Raw genomic sequence first — 17,732 nt, 5'->3', positions numbered from 1 at the left:
CAAATCACACCGGCGAAGTTCGTCGGCCCGCTCGTCGCCTCGCCCACCACCTCCAGGGCAAGGTTGAGGGGTGCTAGCGATCGTGTGCCCCGGACAGGGCTCTCAGACCCCCGGTTTCCTCCGCCCTTGGCTCGAGCTGCCAGAGTTTCACTCCCGCATGGCGTGGCTGTCGGCCTGCGCCGGGATGGATCTCGTCCACCTCGGCACCGAGGGTGACGCGGAGACCATCAAGGACACCGCCGTCGCACAGCCCCTCATCGTCGGGAGCGGCCTCGTCTCGATGCTCGCGCTGTTCGCCCACCCCGTCGACGGATTCCGTTCCGTCGGTGTCGGCGCCGGCCACAGCGTCGGTGAGATCACTGCCGCGGCCTCGGCCGGCGTCCTGAGCGCCGAGCAGGCCATGGTCTTCGTCCGCGAGCGCGGTGCGGGCATGGCGCAGGCCTCGGCCGTCACGCCGACCGGCATGGCCGCCGTCGTCGGCGGCGAGGCGAAGGACGTCGTCAGCCACCTCGAAGCCCTCGGCCTCACGCCGGCCAACATGAACGGTTCCGGTCAGATCGTCGCGGCCGGCACCCTCGAGCAGATCGAGCGGCTCAAGGCCGAGCCGCCGGCGAAGGCACGCGTGATCCCGCTCCAGGTCGCGGGTGCCTTCCACACCGAGCACATGACGCCGGCCGTGGAGCGGCTCAGTGTCTTCGCGCGGGCCATCTCGACGCACGACCCTCGCATCCCCCTCGTGTCGAACAAGGACGGGCTCGTCGTCCACGACGGCACGCGGGTGCTGCGCCGCCTCGTCAGCCAGGTGAGCAACCCGGTGCGCTGGGATCTGACGATGGAGACGTTCAAGGCGATGGGCGTGACGGGCCTCATCGAGGTGCCGCCGGCCGGCACCCTGACGGGCCTCGCCAAGCGTGCCCTGCCTGGTGTCGAGACCCTGGCGCTCAAGACCCCCGACGACCTCGACGCGGCGCACCGCATGGTGCGCGAGCACGGCCAGGTCGACACCGATCTCGAACCCGCGTGGCGACTCGTCATCGCGCCGGCCAAGGGGACGATCGAGCGCGCGCCCCTCGACGAGGGCGACACCATCACCCCCGGCGAGACGATCGGACAGGTCGTCACGGCGCGCGACGCGTACAACGTCGTCGCGCCGCACGGCGGGCGCATCATCGAGTGGCTCGTCAGTGAGGGCGACCCTGTCTCTCCCGGCCAGCCCCTCGTGCGTCTTCATCCGAAGGAGGCGCAGTGAAGGCCCTCGCGCAGCGCACCGGCGCGCAGTACACCCGCATCCTCGGTTTCGGCGGTTACCGCCCGCAGCGGCTCGTGCCGAACAGCGAGATCGTCGAGGCCATCGACTCCTCCGACGAGTGGATCCAGGAGCGCTCCGGTGTCCGCACGCGTCATTTCGCGCGCGACGACGAGACGATGCTCGACATGGCCGAGTCGGCGGCGCGCGACGCGATCGCACGCTCCGGTGTCGACCCGGCGACGATCGACGGCGTCATCCTCGGCTCGGTCACGCACGACATGTTCACGCCCGCCGCTGCGCCGATGCTCGCGGATCGACTGGGGCTGGACTCCCCCGTCGCGTTCGACCTGTCCGCCGCCTGCGCCGGGTACTGCCACGGCATCGGTGTCGCCTCCGACCTCGTGCGGGCCGGTAGCGCGAGCACTGTCCTCGTCCTCGGCGCCGAGCGCCTGACGTCCGTGCTCGATCCGAGCGACCGCGGCACCGCCTTCATCTTCGGTGACGGCGCGGGCGCGGCGATCGTCGGCGCGAGCGACCACGTCGGCATCGGCCCGACGATCTGGGGCAGTGACGGAGCGGCGTGGGAGGCCATCCGCCCCAACGTGCTCGAGGACGGCTCGCCCGGCCCGACGATCACGATGCAAGGTCAGAGCGTCTTCCGCTGGGCGGTGTGGAGCATGGCTCCCGTCGCGCTGCGCGCCATCGACGCCGCGGGCCTGAGCGTCGACGACATCGACGTGTTCATCCCGCATCAGGCGAACGTCCGCATCATCGACGCCATGGCCAAGCAGATGAAGCTACCCGAACGCGTCGTCATCGCGCGCGACATCGTCGACACGGCCAACACGTCCGCCGCGTCGGTGCCGCTCGCCGCCGAACGACTCGTGCGCGAGGGGCAGGCCAAGAGCGGCGATCTCGCGCTGCAGATCGGTTTCGGCGCGGGCCTCGCCTACGCGGCGCAGGTCGTCGAGATCCCCTGAGCCGCACCGCGACTCAGCATTCAGCTCCCGCGCCTCGGCGGGCCATCCGGGGCAAGGAAAGAACCGCAGACGGAGTCGATCGACGAACGGTCGACGTCACGACAAGGAGAAACACCATGGCTGCTTCCGAGCAGGAGATCCTCGCCGGCCTCGCCGAGATCGTCAACGAGGAGACCGGCATCGACGCCGCCTCCGTGCAGAGCGACAAGTCGTTCACCGACGACCTCGACATCGACTCGCTGTCGATGATGACGATCGTCGTCAACGCCGAGGAGAAGTTCGGCGTCCGCATCCCCGACGAAGAGGTCAAGAACCTCGTCACCGTCGGCGACGCCGTCAGCTACATCAAGAACGCCCAGGCCTGAACGGCCCCCGTCGACGCGCCGCCCCGGCACCTCGCCCGCCCGGGCGGCGCGTCGCACCCCATTCTTTCGTGCCCCACCAAGGAGCCAGCATGACCCCGAACCGCGACGCCCGCATCGTCGTCACCGGCATCGGTGCGACGACCCCGCTCGGCGGCACCGCACCCGAGACGTGGGACGCCCTGCTCGCCGGTCGTTCCGGTGCTCGCGCGCTGCCCGCCGAATGGCTGGAGCAGTTCGAGCTGCCCGTGACGTTCGCCGCGTCCATCGCCCAGGACCCGGCCGAGGTGCTGACGAAGGTCGAGACGCGCCGCATGGACCGCAGCGCCCAGTACGCGCTCATCGCAGGGCGCGAGGCGTGGGCAGACGCGGGCAGCCCCGAGGTGGAGCCGGAGCGACTCGCAGTCGCGTTCGGCACCGGCATCGGCGGGGTGACGACGCTGCTCGACCAGTGGGATGTCATGCGCGAGAAGGGCCCGCGTCGCGTGTACCCGCTGACGGTGCCGATGCTCATGCCCAACACCTCTGCGGGCAACCTGTCGCTCGAGTTCGGTGCGCGCGCAGGCGCCCACACGACCGTCTCCGCGTGCGCCTCCGGCGCCGAGGCGATGGGTCTCGCGATCGACATCATCCGCTCGGGCCGCGCCGACGTCGTCATCGCCGGCGGCACCGAGGCGCCGATGCACCCGCTGCCGTTCGCCGGGTTCGCGGCGATGAAGGCCCTCTCGACGCGCAACGACGACCCGCAGGCCGCCTCCCGCCCGTACGACACTGGCCGTGACGGCTTCGTCATGGGCGAGGGTGCTGCGGTCGTCGTGCTCGAGTCCGAGGAGCACGCGAAGGCGCGCGGCACGCGGATCTACGCCGAGCTCGCGAGCATCGGCATGTCCGCCGACGCCCACCACATCACCGCGCCCGAACCCGAGGGTGCCGGTGCCAAGCGGGCGATGCGTCAGGCCGTCGATGCCGCCGGTCTGACGCCCGCCGACATCTGCCACATCAACGCCCACGCAACCTCGACGCCCGTCGGTGACGTCGCCGAGGCGAACGCGATCCGCGCCGCGTTCGGCGCCGACGCCGACCACATGGCGGTGGCCGCGACGAAGTCGATGACGGGTCACCTGCTCGGCGCTGCGGGCGCGCTGGAGGCCGTCATCACGGTGCTGTCGGTGCACCACCGCCTCGTTCCGGCGGCCATCAACATCGACGACCTCGACCCCGCCATCGACCTCGACGTCGTGCGCAGCGAGGCCCGCACGCTGCCCGAGGGCGACATCGCGGCCCTCAACAACTCGTTCGGCTTCGGCGGCCACAACGTCGCCCTCACGATTCGGAGCGCCTCATGAACGCCCTCACCGCCACCGCGCCGGCCGAGGCCGACGTCGACCCGCGCGACCCGTATCGCCGCCTCGAGAACTTCCTCGACGCCGGCAGCGTCGACGTCATCGCCGAGGTCGAGCGCTCCGGCTTCGTCTCCGCTCGCGGCACCGCCGACGGCACGCCCGTCGTCGTGTTCTGCTCCGACGCGCGGGTGCAGGGCGGCGCGATGGGTGTCGAGGGGTGCAAGGCGATCGTCGAGGCCTACGAGATCGCCCTCGCCGAGAACCTGCCCGTCATCGGGCTGTGGCACTCCGGCGGTGCGCGACTGGCCGAGGGCGTCGTCAGCCTGCATGCCGTCGGCGAGGTGTTCGCCATCATGACGCGGGCGTCGGGCAAGATCCCGCAGATCTCCGTGGTCATCGGCGCCGCCGCCGGTGGTGCCGCCTACGGGCCGGCGCTGACGGACGTGGTCATCATGGCCGATCAGGGCCGCATCTTCGTGACGGGCCCCGACGTCGTGCGCTCGGTGACGGGCGAGAACGTCGACGCCGCACGCCTCGGCGGGCCCGAACCGCACGGTCGACGCTCGGGCGTGGTCCACGTCGTCACGGCCACAGAGGATGAGGCCTTCGAGCGAGGCCGTCTGCTCGCCTCGCTCATGGCGAATCAGGGCGAGTTCGACCTCGGATCGCTCGAAGAGCGCGACCTCGGCGCCACGTTCCCCGAGAACCCGAAGCGCGCCTACGACGTGCACCCCCTCGTCGACGACCTGTTCGACGATGCGGGTGAGCAGGTCGAGCTGCACGCGAAGTGGGCGCCCAACATCGTCACCTCGCTCGGGCGCCTCGGCGGGCGCACCGTCGGCGTCATCGCGAACAACCCGATGCGTCTCGGCGGGTGCCTCGACTCCCCCGCCGCGGAGAAGACGTCCCGTTTCGTGCGCATGTGCGACGCGTTCGGCATCCCCCTCGTCGTGCTCGTCGACGTCCCCGGCTACCTGCCTGGCGTCGGTCAGGAGTGGGACGGCGTGGTGCGCCGCGGCGCGAAGCTGCTGCACGCGTTCGCCGAGGCGGTCGTGCCGCGCGTGACGCTCGTGACGCGCAAGACGTACGGCGGCGCGTACATCGCGATGAACAGCCGCTCCCTCGGCGCGACGCGCGTGTTCGCGTGGCCGAGCGCGGAGGTCGCCGTCATGGGTCACGTCGCTGCCGTGCGCATCCTGCACCGTCGCCGGCTCGCGGAGGTCGACGAGGCCGCGCGTCCCCGGGTCGAGGAGGAACTAGCCGCCGAGCATGCCGTGCTCGCGGGTGGACTGGAACGCGCCCAGGAGATCGGTGTCGTCGACGAGGTCGTCGAGCCGGCCGAGACGCGCGGAGCGCTCGCTTCGGCACTGGCCGCCGCACCCGCGCGTCGCGGGCAGCACGGCAACATCCCACTGTGATCTGACGCCCACCCGGCCTTCGACGTGTGTGGTGCGTCAGCCGACGCGGTGCAGCCAGCGCACGGGAGCGCCGTCGCCGGCGTAGCGGAAGGGCTCGAGCTCCTGGTCCCAGGCGGTGCCGAGCAGCTCGGCCATCTCGGCCCGGAACTCCTCAGGGTCGCCCTGGCTCGCGACGAGGGCGCTGCGCAGGCGGTCCTCGCTGACGACGGCGTCGCCGCTCGCCGACGTCCACGTGTGGTGGATGCCGAGGTTCGGGGTGTGCGACCAGCGTGAGCCGTCGTTGCCGGGTGAGGGTTCTTCGGTGACTTCGTAGCGCACGTGATCCCAGCCGCGCAGCGCGCTCGCGAGCTTTGCGCCGCTGCCTGGTTCGCCGCTCCAGCTGAACTCGCTGCGCACGAGGCCCGGCGCGACGGGCTGCTGCGTCCACTCGAGGTTGACGTCGGCGCCGAGGACGCTCTCGAGCGCCCACTCGATGTGAGGGCACAGCGCAGCGGGGGTGGAGTGCACGAAAACCACCCCGCGCGTCATGACGCGAGTCATCGACATCCGAACCTCCTGGTGTTCGCGAGGGACGTCTTCCCCAACGACCTCAGCCACACCCAGGAATCCGATGATGTGTGCCGCCATTCTGCACGATGGCGACGCTGCAGGCCAGCACCCGTGCGGCGTGGCTAAGAATCAACCTGTCACTCTGGCGCATGCGGTGCTCACCCCGTGGGAGCGACACGCCCGCGTGTCCTGGCGAGCTGTCTCGCAGTGCCCGCTCAGAGGATGTCGTCGCTCTCGGGCGCTGCGGCCCGGTGCGACGCCGTCCGGCCCCGTAGTTCCGCGACGTCGGCGCGCAGGGCTCGGATCTCATGGGTGAGTGCTTCGACCTCGTCGCGCATGCGGTCGTCGGCGGCGACCTCGCCGTCCTCCTCGCGGACGCGATCGAGGATCCATGACGCCACCGAACCCGTGACGACACTGAACAGCGCGATGCCGCTGAACATGAGGCAGGCGGCGACGACACGTCCGCTCGGTGTCACGGGGTGGTGCTCGCCGTAGCCGACCGTCGTGATCGTCGTCGTCGCCCACCACAGGGCGTCGCCGAAGGTGTGGATGTTGGCGCCCGGCGCCTTGCGTTCGGCGTCGAGGACGGCGAGTGCGCCGAGCAACAGCACCGTCAGCGTCGCGAACCCGAGGTAGGCGACGATGCGGCCGCGCAGGGTGCGTCCGAGGCGCTTGTCGAGCAGCCGCAGCAGGGCGATGAGCTGCATCGTGCGCAGCGGTTGCAGCGCGGGCAGGACGAGGACGAGCACGTCAAGCCCGGAGTGGCGCAGGAAGCCGCGACGGTCGCGGGAGAGGTGGAGGCGCGCGAAGTAGTCACCGACGAACGCGAGGTAGGTGATGACGTTGAGTGCATGGAACGTCAGGATGACATCGGTCGGCAGGCTCGGCCGGAGAATGGGTGCGGCATACGAGGCGATGAAGACGAGCGCCAGGATGCCGAGAGGGACGCGCGTCGTCTCCTGCCACTTCTCCCGCGCGCCTTCACCGGATGATGCCGGGCCGGTGCTCACCCACGGCGCGTTGCTCATGCGCCCATCGTAGGGGGAGGCGCGCCCTCGCGCACCGACGGCCGCCGACATACGCCCTGCGAGAAGGCGGCTCGCCTCGAGATGACGACGTCCTCGGCGTGACGGCGTGACGACGTCCGAGTAGGGCGGGCGGGGCTTGAACCCGCGACCCAGGGATTATGAGTCCCCTGCTCTGACCAGCTGAGCTACCGCCCCTCGCCCGCTCGTCGCGGGCCGCAAGAGAGTTTAACCCCCGTGACGTGGGGTTACCCACGTGGCGTCAGCCGACCAACTGTGCGGCGGCGTCGGAGTCGGATCGTCCGGTGCGCCCCGATTCGTCGATGAGTGCAGAAGCTGCGGCGACGACGTCCTGCGACATCGCCTCGACGCCGAGGTCGGCGCAGATGGTTTCGGTGGCGCCGCGCCCGCCGATGAGGAGGCGGTAGGAGCGCGCGAGGTCACGCAGCTCGTCGAGCGAGCGACGGAACGTCGTGTCACGCGTCGCAGCCATGACGACGAGATCGGGCTGCAGGATCGAGCACGCCTGTGCAAGATCAGCGACAGGCGTCTCCTGGCCGATGTAGCGAATACGCCACCCCGAGCGCGCGAGAAGCACCCCGAGCACGAGCAGTGGAATGTCGTGCTGCTCCCCCGGCGGGCAGGCGAGGACGACGAGGGGCCCGTCACCATCGGCCCACATGAGGCTGTAGCTGTCGAGGCGACGGCGGATGAGTTGCGTCGCGAAGTGCTCGTGCGCGACGGACACCTCACCCCGCTCCCAACGCCCGCCCAACTGCACGAGGAACGGCATGAGGCCGTCACGCAAGGCTTCCTCGAGCCGATGCGACGACAGCAGCCGATCCAGCGCGGCACTCAGGGCGAACTCGTCGAACCGGTCGACAGCGCGGTGCATCTCGTAGACGATGGCTGCGGCATCGATACGTCGGCCGGCCGGGATCTGGGCGACGACGTTCGCGTTGACGCGGCGCGCGGCCTCCGCGATGGACACACCTTGCTCGCGTAGGCCCAGCACCGCAGAGACGCGACGGACGTCGAGTTCGCTGTAGACGCGGTAGCCGCCCGTCGTGCGCGACGGTTTGAGGATGCCGTAACGGCGCTCCCAGGCGCGAAGGGTGTGAGTCGACACCCCGACGCGTTCGGCGAGTTCGCCGATCTGCAGCCCCTCGACATGCGTTGACATACGCAGAGATTAGCGACCTTGAGAACGTTAGACAAAGGTTTGTCGGCGCCTGTCACCCCGCCTTACGTTCAAAGGAACGCCGCACACAGCGAGTTCCCATTCGTCGGCGCCCGCCGCAGCTGCCGACCAGAAGGGGGCGACCATGAGCACGGCACTCGAGACCGACACATCTTTCAGTGACCTTGGTCTGAGCCTGCCCGCACTGGCCCGCCTGCGGCTGCACCAGACCTGGACGGCGCCGCTGCCCGTCAGCTCTACCCAGGCAGCTGAACTGTGGCTCGCCGACCTCGCCCTGCCCGTACGCCTCTCCCGGTGGGCGCATGGCTTCCGCTCGTACGACCTCGGCGCGTTCACCGCGGATGAGTTCGCCGCGCGTAAGCGTGACGTTCTCGCCGCCTGTGGCCGCACGGACGGCCGCGTCCTCATGCTCGCGCAGCCGGCCCGCGACGCCGTCGCGCCCCGTATCTACTGGGTCCTCGAGGAGGACGACACCCCCGTCGCGCACATCGCCGAGATCGTCCATGACGGCGAGCGCCTCGGCCTGTTCGTCACCGGCGCCGAGGGCAGGCACGTCCAGGGGCGGCTCGTCATCGACGGCATCCCGACCGAGACGGTCGGGCAGCTGCGCGCCCACCTCGACGTTGACGGTGTGCGCGTCGGCCTCCAGCTCACGAGCGTCGACGGTTCCCCGGTGCTGACGATGTCGCTCACCGGCACGCTCACGTCGGGTTCGTCGCGCGCCCTGATCCAGTCGGCGCAGCGCGCGGCAGCGTCACAACGCGTCCTCGCCGCCTGAGACACTCACAGATTCGCTCGCGACCCCGGCCACCAGGTGGAGCCGGGGTCGTGAGTCGTCAACAGCGTGAGACGAGCGCGGGTGCTGCGGGATCTGACGGGTCAGTAGATATCGACAACCTATCCACGCTCATGTGTAGCAATTAGGTCACGAATGAGCGCGGCGGCGCCGTAGCGTCCTGTGGGCGTGACTACGATCACTGCCATGACCGGAGCCACCACTGCCCCAGCGCACAGTGACATCACCGCCCAGCGAGGCGAACCCCTCGTCGTGCTCGACGGAGTGAACAAGCACTTCGGCGACCTGCACGTCCTCAAGGACATCGACCTGAGCGTCAATCGCGGTGAGGTCGTCGTCGTGCTCGGCCCCTCGGGATCCGGCAAGTCGACGCTGTGCCGCACGATCAACCGGCTCGAGACGATCGAGTCCGGAACGATCACGATCGACGGCAAGGCGCTGCCCGAGGAGGGCGCGGCGCTGGCGAAGCTGCGCGCCGACGTCGGCATGGTGTTCCAGTCGTTCAACCTGTTCGCCCACAAGACGATTCTCGACAATGTCACCCTCGGCCCCATCAAGGTCCGCAAGCAGAGCAAGGCCGACGCGGAGGCGAAGGCGATGGAGCTGCTCGAACGCGTCGGTGTCGCCCACCAGGCGAAGAAGTTCCCGGCCCAGCTCTCCGGCGGCCAGCAGCAACGCGTCGCCATCGCCCGCTCCCTCGCGATGGAACCGAAGGTGATGCTCTTCGACGAGCCGACGTCAGCGCTCGACCCCGAGATGATCAACGAGGTCCTCGACGTCATGGCGCAGCTCGCCGCCGACGGCATGACGATGATCTGCGTCACCCACGAGATGGGCTTCGCCCGCCGCGCCGCCGACCGCGTCATCTTCATGGCGGACGGCGCCATCCTCGAGCAGGCGGCCCCCGAACAGTTCTTCAGCAACCCGACGACCGATCGTGCCCGGGACTTCCTCGGCAAGATTCTCACCCACTGACGCAGGCCGTCAGCAAACCCAGGAGGAAACAGACATGAAGCGTGCCATCGCCACCGCAGGTGTCGCCGCCCTCGCCCTCGGCCTGACGGCCTGTGGCGGCAGCGACGACAAGAGCTCGTCCGGCTCGGGCGACAAGATCAAGATCGGCATCAAGTACGACCAGCCCGGCCTCGGACTCAAGGCCGGCTCGGACTACAAGGGCCTCGACGTCGACGTCGCCAAGTACGTCGCGAAGGAGATGGGCTACGGCGAGGACAAGATCGACTTCGTCGAGTCGCCCTCCAAGCAGCGTGAGAAGATGCTCGAGGCGGGCACCGTCAAGATGATCTTCGCCACGTACTCGATCACCGACAAGCGCAAGCAGCAGGTCTCCTTCGGCGGCCCCTACTTCGTCGCCGGCCAGTCGGTCCTGACGAAGGCGGACAGCGACATCAAGAGCGTCAAGGACCTCGCGGGCAAGAAGGTCTGCTCCGTCACCGGCTCGACGTCGGTCGACAACCTGAAGAAGCAGCAGCCGAACCTCGTCCCCCAGCAGTACGACAAGTACTCCGAGTGCGCGGACGCGCTCGCCTCCGGCGCCATCGACGCGATGACGACGGACAACACGATCCTCGCCGGCTACGCCAACCAGGATGCCTACAAGGGCAAGTTCAAGCTCGTCGGCGATGCCTTCACCGAGGAGAAGTACGGCGTCGGCCTCAAGAAGGGCGACAAGGACACCTGCGAGAAGGTCAACAAGGCCATCACGAAGATGGTCGACTCCGGTGAGTGGAAGAAGGCCGTCGAGTCGAACCTCGGCGCCGACTTCCGCTACGACACGAAGCTCAACCCGCCGAAGCCGGCAGCCTGCTCCTGATCCACGCGCGGTGTCGGGCGCGGCACCCGCCGCGCCCGTCACCGTCACCCATTGAAAGGCCTTGCATGTCAACGCTTTTCAGCGATTATCATCTGCTCGACGCGTTGTGGATGACGATCAAGCTGACCCTCGTGGCCGCCGTGGGCTCCCTCGTCCTCGGCACGCTCGTCGCCGTCCTGCGCATGTCGCCGGTGCCGATGCTGCGCTTCCTCGGCACGTCCTACATCAACATCTTCCGCAACACTCCCCTGACGCTCATCATCCTGTCGTGCAACCTCGTGCTGTGGGCCAAGCTCGGCGTCGAGCTCGCGGACAGCAAGAGCCCCGACTTCTTCACGACGAACAACTTCCGCCTGGCGGTGCTCGGCCTGACGGTGTACCACGCCGCCTACGTCTGCGAGGCGCTGCGTTCCGGCGTCAACACGATCCCGCTCGGGCAGGCCGAGGCCGCGCGTTCGATCGGGCTCACGTTCAGCCAGTCACTGCGTGAGGTCATCCTGCCGCAGGCGTTCCGCGGCGCGATCGTCCCCCTCGGCAACGCGCTCATCGCGCTGACGAAGAACACCACGGTCGCCGTCGTCATCGGCGTCATGGAGATGGCCGCGATGCTGGCGAAGGTGACCGAGGACGACCCGGGCCTGCTCAACCAGGCGTTCTCCGCCTCGGCCCTCGCCTTCGTGGCACTGACCCTGCCGACGGGTCTGCTCGTCGGCTACCTCGGCAAGAAACTGGCGGTGAAGCGATGAGTAGCGGAGTTCTCTTCGACGCCCCGGGCCCGAAGGCCCGCCGGCGACACGCCGTCCTGACGGTGCTCGGCGCCCTCGTCCTTCTCGGCCTGCTGTGGCTCGTCTACCGCCGTCTCGACGACAAGGGCCAGCTCACCTCGGCCATGTGGAAGCCGTTCCTCGAGGCCTCGACGTGGCAGGACTACATCCTGCCGGGCCTGCTCGGCACGTTGAAGGCCGCCGGCACCGCCATGATCGGCGCCGCCGTCTTCGGCATCGTCTTCGCGATGGCCCGCATGTCGCATGTGCGGCCCCTGCGGTGGGTCGCCGGCGTCATCGTCGAGCTGGGCCGCGCCGTGCCCGTGTTGCTCATGATGCTGTTCGTCTACGGCTGGCTCTCGACCCGCGGTGACAACGACAACAACCCGTTCATCGCGACGGTCGTCGCCCTCGTCATCTACAACGGTGCGGTCGTCGCCGAGGTCATCCGCTCCGGCGTCGACCAGCTGCCGAACGGGCAGCGTGAGGGGGGTCTGTCCGTCGGTCTGACACAGACGCAGACCCTGCGCTCGATCCTGCTGCCGCAGGCGATCACCGCGATGATGCCGACGCTCATCAGCCAGCTCGTCGTCGTGCTCAAGGACACCGCGCTGGGGTACAACGTGCTCTACGGCGAGATGCTCTACAAGGCCAAGAACGCCGCGGTCTCGTCGGCGAACATCGTGCCGATGATCTTCGTCGTGGCGCTCATCTACATCGCGCTCAACTACACGATCTCGAAGATCGCCGTCCTCGTCGAGAAGCGCCTGCAGAACCGCGGGCAGGCAGCCGGCGCGGGCGAACACGGCGACGGGCCGGGCGCGGGCGTGACCGCCGGGGTCGCCGTCACCGGCGCCCCGGGCGTCAACTTCGGCGAGCAACACACGACCTGACGTTCGCGCACACGACGCGGGGGCCTCGACCATGATCGGTCGAGGCCCCCGCGTCGTGTTGCGTCAGGACGCGCTCAGCGGCGCACGAGCCGCCACAGCATGCGAGAACCGCCCCGTATCATGGTGATACGAGGCGGTTCTCGGTGATGCTCCCCCACTTGGACTCGAACCAAGAACCCTCCGATTAACAGTCGAATGCTCTGCCAATTGAGCTATAGGGGAATGCTCGACCCAGCGGTTCAGGCTCTCACCCGAACGTTTGGCGCGCCGTAACTATAGCAAAGGTTAGACGCGCGTTCACAATCGCAGCCTTGCGCTCGCCCGGGGCACCTATCTCAGACCGGCCTCGCGCAGCGCGTTGAGCTGCGTCTGCAACTGGAACAGGTGCGCACTCGCTGCACGGGAGGCGTCTGCGTAACCCGGCGCGTTCGGGTCGAGCCGGCGAAGCTGCCCCATGGCATCGGCGATCGCCGAGCTGAGCGCGCCCTCCTGCACGTTCTGGATGAGCGCCGCGACATAACGCTCATCCGGGCGGCCCGTCGCCTCGTCGAGTTTCGTCGGCAGGTCACGGACGACGAGCTCGTTGAGCACGTCATGCAGCTGCGGGTCGGTGCCGCGCCGCACGGCCTCGTTCCACGCCCCGATCGACGCCACGGAACCCGGTCCGCCGGCCACGATCGCCGCCGCCAGGATGAGCTGGTGCGCCGGCGCGCTGAAGTCCCCCGGTACGAGCTGATCGAACACGGTGCCCTTCAACGACTCCGGGTACTGCAGCATCACCTGCAACAGCTGCCGCTCCCCCGCGATCGACGGATCACGCGGGTTCGGCTTCGGGATGCTCGGACGCTGCGGCTCAGCGGCCTCCGACACGCTCTGGCCCTCGCGCTGCCCACCGCCGGGGCCCGACGATGGCTGCTGAGAACCCTGCCGCGATGCGGCCGGCGACTCCTCCCGCCGCGGCGGGCGTCGCTCGCTCAGCTTGCCGCGCGGCGCGGTGCGCACGGCTGCGCTGAGCTGCTCGATCTCGACTCCGATCCACCCGGCGACCGTGCGCACGTACTCGGGCCGCAGCGTCTGGTCACGGATGCCGGCGATGATGGGGGCCACCGCGCGCATGGCGGCGACGCGCCCCTCCGCGTGGTCGAGGTCGAACCCCGCGATCGTCGTGCGCACGGCGAACTCGAACATCGGCACCGCGTCTTCGATGAGACCGCGCACCGCCTCATCGCCCTGGCGCAGGCGCAGGTCGCACGGGTCCATCCCGTCCTTCGCGACGGCGACGAACGACTGGCTCGCCCAGCGCTGATCCTCGTCGAACGCCTTCATCGCCGCCTTCTGGCCGGCGGCGTCACCGTCGAACGTGAAGATGACGCGCGCGGGGGTGCCCCCGGCCTCGTCACGCATGATGCGACGCAACGACTTGATGTGATCCACGCCGAACGCCGTGCCACACGTCGCGACGGCATTGTCGACGCCCGCGAGGTGCGCGGCCATGACGTCGGTGTAGCCCTCGACGACGACAGCGCGTCGCTCGCGCGCGATCGTCTTCTTCGCGAGGTCCAACCCGTACAGGACGTGGGTCTTCTTGTAGACCGGCGTCTCGCTCGTGTTGAGGTACTTCGCCTCGATGCGGTCGTCTTCGAAGATGCGGCGCGCGCCGAAGCCGACGGTGTCGCCCGTGATGTCGCGGATCGGCCAGACGACGCGGCCACGGAACCGGTCGTAGAGGCCCCGCGACGACTGACCGACGAGCCCGGCAGTCGTCATCTCCTCGGGGCTGAAACCCTTGGCGCGCAGGTGCGCCGTCAGCGCGTCGCCGGTGCGTGGCGCGAAGCCGACGCCGAAGTGCTGCGCGGCCTTGCCGTCGAAACCCTTGGCGCGCAGGAAATCCCGCCCGGCGCGGGCAGACGGGTCGCGAAGCAGCGCCTCGGTGTAGAACTCCTCCGCCACGCGGTGCGCCTCGACGAGCCGCATGCGCCGCCCCGGCGGCTCACGGTCGGGCCGCTCGCCCTCCTCGTAACGCAGCACCATCCCGGCCTTCGCGGCGAGGCGCTCGACGGACTCGGTGAACGACAGGTGCTCGGTCTCCATGACGAACGAGATGACGTCACCCGACTGACCGCACCCGAAACAGTGATAGACACCGACGGCGGGACGCACGGTGAAGCTCGGCGTCTTCTCGTCGTGGAACGGGCACAACCCCTTGAGCGAACCGGCGCCCGCGCGCCGCAGCGTCACGTGCTCGGAGACGACGTCCTCGATGTTGACGCGATCCTTCACGGCAGCGATGTCCTCTGCCTTGATCAGCCCCGCCACGTCACTCCTTCCCACCTCACGCGATGCCCGGCCACGGCCGGCTCGGCACGCACCGTAAGTGTAGGCGCGGCCACCGACAACCCCATCCGATCGTCACGACGGGGCGTGCGCCGCCTCCGCGAGCGCTCGCCCGTCCGTCAACGACGCGACCTGGTCGATGACGACGCGGAGCACGCCGGCATCGTCGGCCGCGGCGCGCGCGTCGTCGAGAAAAGGTACGTCCATGCGCTCGGGATCAGCGACGAGACGGGCGACGAGTGACTCGACGACCTCGCGCTGCACCCGGTGCTGCGCCTCGCGTGCCTGCGTGAACATGACGAAGTGCGCCGACATTCCCTTGAGGACCGCGACCTGTGCACGCACGTCGTCGGGCACGACGAGCACAGCGTCGTACCGCGCGAGCGGCTGGTGGCCGTACGCGGCGCGCGTGGCGTCCTCGGGTGCCGCTGCGAAACGGCCGATGAGCTTGCTCGTCATGTCCTTCAACGCCGCCAGATCGCGGCGCGAACCGACGAACGATGCCGGCAGGTCGTCGTGCAGCAGGGCGTCGAAGGCCTCCGCGAGCGCGTCATCACTCAGATCGGGCGCGTACCGGGCGCGCGCCGCGGCGATGACGCCGGCACGCTCAGCCGGCGAGCGCAACGCCCGCAACTCCAGCGCACCGGCCGCGACGGCGTCCTCGATGTCATGGACGCTGTAGGCGACGTCGTCGGCCCAGTCCATGACCTGCGCCTCGAGGCACGTGCGTGCCGGCGCCTCGGTGCGCACGAACGCGAAGACGTCCGCGTCGTCTTCGTAGACACCGAACTTCGTGGTGCCCGCCGGGCCCTCGCCACGGCGCCACGGGTACTTCGTCGCCGCATCCAGCGTCGCGCGCGTGAGATTGAGCCCGACGGAGCGCCCTCCCGAGGTGTGCCGCTTCGCCTCGAGGCGCGTCAGCAGCCGGAAGGTCTGCGCGTTGCCCTCGAACCCGCCGATGTCGGCCGCGAGCGCGTCGAGCACGCTCTCGCCGAAGTGCCCGAACGGCGGGTGGCCGATGTCGTGCGCGAGACATGCGGCGTCGACGACGTCCGAGTTGCAACCGAGCGCGTCCGCGAGTTCGCGCCCGATCTGCGCGACCTCGAGCGAGTGCGTCAACCGGTTGCGCACGAAGTCGTCCGTCCCGGCCTGCCACACCTGCGTCTTCGTCGACAGCCTCCGCAGCGAGGCGCTGTGCACGATGCGCGCTCGATCGCGCGCGAAGTCGTCACGATCACTGCGCTTGCGGGTGCGATCCTCCGCGACGAAGCGCTCCCGATCGCGCGCCGCGTACGTGCTCAGCGAAGCACCTCGAGCTGCGTGCGTAGGTCGCGTGCCCAGTCGGCGAGCCAGTCGCGCTGCATCTCGTTCCAGGCATCGGCGACGAAGTCGCTCGGGAACATGATGCTCGACTCGTCCGGCAGCGACAGCCCGATGTCGCGGCCCTCGGCGTCCGTGATGACCCGCCACTCGAGCACCGTCTCCAGGGTCAACCACTGCCCCAGCGCGAAGCCGATCATCGCGACGAACGGCGTCGGATCCTCGCGCTCGGTCTCGTCCTGCGCGATGACCCGGTCGACGTAACTCTCGTACGCCGCGTCGATCGTCGCGACGTCGGTGACGTCTATGTTCCAGCGCGCCGCGTCATCGAGCCAGCCGTCGAGAACGGTCTGCTCGGCCTCGCCGACGGGTTCGACGATGATGTCGGCCATCAGCTCGCCACCGCCGCGTAGCGCTGCGCCGCGCGGGCGCGCGCCTTGCTCGCCTCGACCTCGCGGTCCTTGGGCGGCGCGCTCGTCACGAGAGAGTCGATCAGCTCGCGCGAGGCCTGCGCGATGACGTCGACGGCGCGCTCGTAGGCGGCTTCGTTGGCGCTCGACGGCTTGGCCGAGCCGCCGATCTTGCGCACGTACTGCAGGGCTGCGGCACGCACCTCCTCGTCAGTCGCGGGGGGCGCGAAGTTGTTGAGCGGGCGGATGTTGCGGCACATGCCTAAAGCGTGCCACACGACGCCGACAACAGCCGTCGCATCGGGCGCCACGCCGGGCCCCGGCTCGCTACGCTGACAGCATGACGCACCTGCCGCACCCGCTCGTGTCAGCTCACCGACTCGCCGCACGCCTAGAAGCCGGCGAACGCTTCCACCTGCTCGACGTGCGGTGGGCGCTCGGGCAGCCCTCGATGCACGAGGCGTACCTGCACGCACACCTGCCCGGCGCCTGCTGGGTTGAGTTCGAGGACGCCCTCAGCGACGCGGTCAGCGACGACGGCGCGGGCGGGCGTCATCCGATGCCGTCGCTCGATCGGTTCCAGGACGCGATGCGCGCCGCCGGCGTCCGCAACGATGTGCCCGTCGTTGTCTACGACGCCGCGAACGGCCTCGCCGCGGCCCGCTGCTGGTGGTTGCTGCGCTATTTCGGCAAGCTCGACGTGCAGGTGCTCGACGGCGGTCTCGCCGCGTGGAAGCAGGCCGGCGGGGCGCTCGAGGGGGGCGATCCGACGCCAACGCAACGCGGTGACTTCATCGCGACGCCCCGCCACCTCACTCTCGTCGATGCCGACGGCGCGGAGGAGCTCGCCGCGCGTCACCTGCTCGTCGACGCCCGCCCCGCCGACCGCTTCGCCGGCCAGAACGAGACGATCGACCCGGTCGCCGGGCACATCCCCGGCGCCGTCAACATCCCGGCGCTGAGCAACATCGGCGCCGACGGCTGCTTTCTCACGAGCGACGACCTCGCCACGCGCTTCACCGCGCGTGGCATCCCACGTCATGAACGCGTCGGGGTCTACTGCGGCTCCGGCGTGCAGGCCGCGCATCTCGCGCTCGCGCTCGAGGTGAGCGGCGTGTTCGACGACCCGGCGGTCTACATCGGGTCGTGGTCGGACTGGATCAGCGACCCCGAACGACCCGTCGAACGCGACTGAACCGAGCCGTCGCGCCCCTCGGCGATCTCGCACCCTTCGCTGCCCCACCCGTGACAGAC

18 protein-coding genes and 2 tRNA genes are annotated in these 17,732 nt (G+C 69.5%); 11 read left to right on the top strand and 9 right to left on the bottom strand.

The window, feature by feature from the left end:
* The first annotated feature begins 70 nt into the window (after positions 1–70).
* The 5 genes from AC1RS9_RS04485 (at position 71) to AC1RS9_RS04465 (ending at position 5,352) form a co-directional block, all read left to right on the top strand.
* Entirely contained in the window at positions 71–1,249 is a 1,179-nt protein-coding gene (locus AC1RS9_RS04485; RefSeq protein ID WP_062257810.1) for an acyltransferase domain-containing protein, read from the top strand.
* A complete protein-coding gene (locus AC1RS9_RS04480) occupies positions 1,246–2,229 on the top strand; it encodes a beta-ketoacyl-ACP synthase III (protein WP_006944239.1) in 984 nt (327 codons plus the stop codon). The genes AC1RS9_RS04485 and AC1RS9_RS04480 overlap by 4 nt, the downstream gene beginning before the upstream one ends.
* Before the next feature lie 116 nt (positions 2,230–2,345).
* Complete coding sequence (locus AC1RS9_RS04475; RefSeq protein WP_006944284.1) at positions 2,346–2,594, top strand: acyl carrier protein; 249 nt, start codon at positions 2,346–2,348, stop codon at positions 2,592–2,594.
* Positions 2,595–2,683: 89 nt separating this feature from the next.
* Positions 2,684–3,937, top strand: a complete 1,254-nt coding sequence (fabF, locus tag AC1RS9_RS04470) for a beta-ketoacyl-ACP synthase II (RefSeq protein ID WP_006944307.1) — start codon at positions 2,684–2,686, stop codon at positions 3,935–3,937.
* Complete coding sequence (locus AC1RS9_RS04465) at positions 3,934–5,352, top strand: acyl-CoA carboxylase subunit beta (protein WP_006944206.1); 1,419 nt, start codon at positions 3,934–3,936, stop codon at positions 5,350–5,352. The genes fabF and AC1RS9_RS04465 overlap by 4 nt, the downstream gene beginning before the upstream one ends.
* A gap of 36 nt (positions 5,353–5,388) precedes the next feature.
* Here AC1RS9_RS04465 and AC1RS9_RS04460 read toward each other — a convergent pair whose 3' ends face one another.
* The 4 genes from AC1RS9_RS04460 to AC1RS9_RS04445 all read right to left on the bottom strand — a co-directional run bounded on the left by AC1RS9_RS04460 (position 5,389) and on the right by AC1RS9_RS04445 (position 8,112).
* Complete coding sequence (locus tag AC1RS9_RS04460; protein WP_006944212.1) at positions 5,389–5,898, bottom strand: DUF3145 domain-containing protein; 510 nt, start codon at positions 5,896–5,898, stop codon at positions 5,389–5,391.
* Between the two features lie 218 nt (positions 5,899–6,116).
* Positions 6,117–6,932 (bottom strand): potassium channel family protein, encoded by an 816-nt coding sequence (locus AC1RS9_RS04455; RefSeq protein ID WP_051805963.1) that lies wholly within the window; start codon positions 6,930–6,932, stop codon positions 6,117–6,119.
* A 121-nt stretch (positions 6,933–7,053) separates the two neighbouring features.
* Positions 7,054–7,127, bottom strand: a tRNA-Ile gene (locus tag AC1RS9_RS04450).
* Positions 7,128–7,191: 64 nt separating this feature from the next.
* Complete coding sequence (locus AC1RS9_RS04445; protein WP_144707435.1) at positions 7,192–8,112, bottom strand: MerR family transcriptional regulator; 921 nt, start codon at positions 8,110–8,112, stop codon at positions 7,192–7,194.
* Between the two features lie 142 nt (positions 8,113–8,254).
* Here AC1RS9_RS04445 and AC1RS9_RS04440 point away from each other — a divergent pair, with 142 nt between their 5' ends.
* The 5 genes from AC1RS9_RS04440 to AC1RS9_RS04420 all read left to right on the top strand — a co-directional run bounded on the left by AC1RS9_RS04440 (position 8,255) and on the right by AC1RS9_RS04420 (position 12,414).
* Positions 8,255–8,908 (top strand): hypothetical protein, encoded by a 654-nt coding sequence (locus AC1RS9_RS04440; protein ID WP_492920618.1) that lies wholly within the window; start codon positions 8,255–8,257, stop codon positions 8,906–8,908.
* 204 nt (positions 8,909–9,112) lie between these two features.
* Entirely contained in the window at positions 9,113–9,901 is a 789-nt protein-coding gene (locus tag AC1RS9_RS04435) for an amino acid ABC transporter ATP-binding protein (RefSeq protein WP_006944163.1), read from the top strand.
* 34 nt (positions 9,902–9,935) lie between these two features.
* Positions 9,936–10,757 carry a glutamate ABC transporter substrate-binding protein gene (locus AC1RS9_RS04430; RefSeq protein ID WP_006944204.1) on the top strand — a complete coding sequence of 274 codons (822 nt, stop codon included), beginning with the start codon at positions 9,936–9,938 and terminating at the stop codon, positions 10,755–10,757.
* Positions 10,758–10,822: 65 nt separating this feature from the next.
* Positions 10,823–11,503, top strand: coding sequence for an amino acid ABC transporter permease (locus tag AC1RS9_RS04425; protein WP_038568646.1), 681 nt, complete (start codon positions 10,823–10,825; stop codon positions 11,501–11,503).
* On the top strand, positions 11,500–12,414 hold the full coding sequence (locus tag AC1RS9_RS04420; RefSeq protein WP_038568648.1) for an amino acid ABC transporter permease: 915 nt from the start codon (positions 11,500–11,502) through the stop codon (positions 12,412–12,414). Before AC1RS9_RS04425 ends, AC1RS9_RS04420 begins: the two co-directional genes overlap by 4 nt.
* 149 nt (positions 12,415–12,563) lie before the next feature.
* On the opposite strand, the gene AC1RS9_RS04415 is transcribed toward AC1RS9_RS04420, so the two are convergent.
* The 5 genes from AC1RS9_RS04415 to AC1RS9_RS04395 form a co-directional block, all read right to left on the bottom strand.
* A tRNA-Asn gene (locus tag AC1RS9_RS04415) sits at positions 12,564–12,636 on the bottom strand.
* Between the two features lie 108 nt (positions 12,637–12,744).
* Positions 12,745–14,730, bottom strand: a complete 1,986-nt coding sequence (dnaG, locus tag AC1RS9_RS04410) for a DNA primase (RefSeq protein WP_131941170.1) — start codon at positions 14,728–14,730, stop codon at positions 12,745–12,747.
* A 93-nt stretch (positions 14,731–14,823) separates the two neighbouring features.
* A complete protein-coding gene (locus AC1RS9_RS04405) occupies positions 14,824–16,089 on the bottom strand; it encodes a deoxyguanosinetriphosphate triphosphohydrolase (RefSeq protein ID WP_369815077.1) in 1,266 nt (421 codons plus the stop codon).
* Positions 16,047–16,460 (bottom strand): DUF3806 domain-containing protein, encoded by a 414-nt coding sequence (locus tag AC1RS9_RS04400; RefSeq protein WP_006944331.1) that lies wholly within the window; start codon positions 16,458–16,460, stop codon positions 16,047–16,049. The genes AC1RS9_RS04405 and AC1RS9_RS04400 overlap by 43 nt, the downstream gene beginning before the upstream one ends.
* Positions 16,460–16,738 (bottom strand): DUF2277 domain-containing protein, encoded by a 279-nt coding sequence (locus AC1RS9_RS04395; RefSeq protein ID WP_040014394.1) that lies wholly within the window; start codon positions 16,736–16,738, stop codon positions 16,460–16,462. The genes AC1RS9_RS04400 and AC1RS9_RS04395 overlap by 1 nt, the downstream gene beginning before the upstream one ends.
* Before the next feature lie 80 nt (positions 16,739–16,818).
* On the opposite strand from AC1RS9_RS04395, the gene AC1RS9_RS04390 reads away from it, so the two are divergent.
* Positions 16,819–17,673, top strand: a complete 855-nt coding sequence (locus tag AC1RS9_RS04390; RefSeq protein ID WP_006944323.1) for a sulfurtransferase — start codon at positions 16,819–16,821, stop codon at positions 17,671–17,673.
* The last annotated feature ends 59 nt before the right edge of the window (positions 17,674–17,732 follow it).

It is taken from the genome of Dermacoccus sp. MPR-E5 (assembly GCF_058809565.1).
Note: the sequence above shows the minus strand (reverse complement) of the source record. Positions and strands in the feature narration are given on the sequence as shown.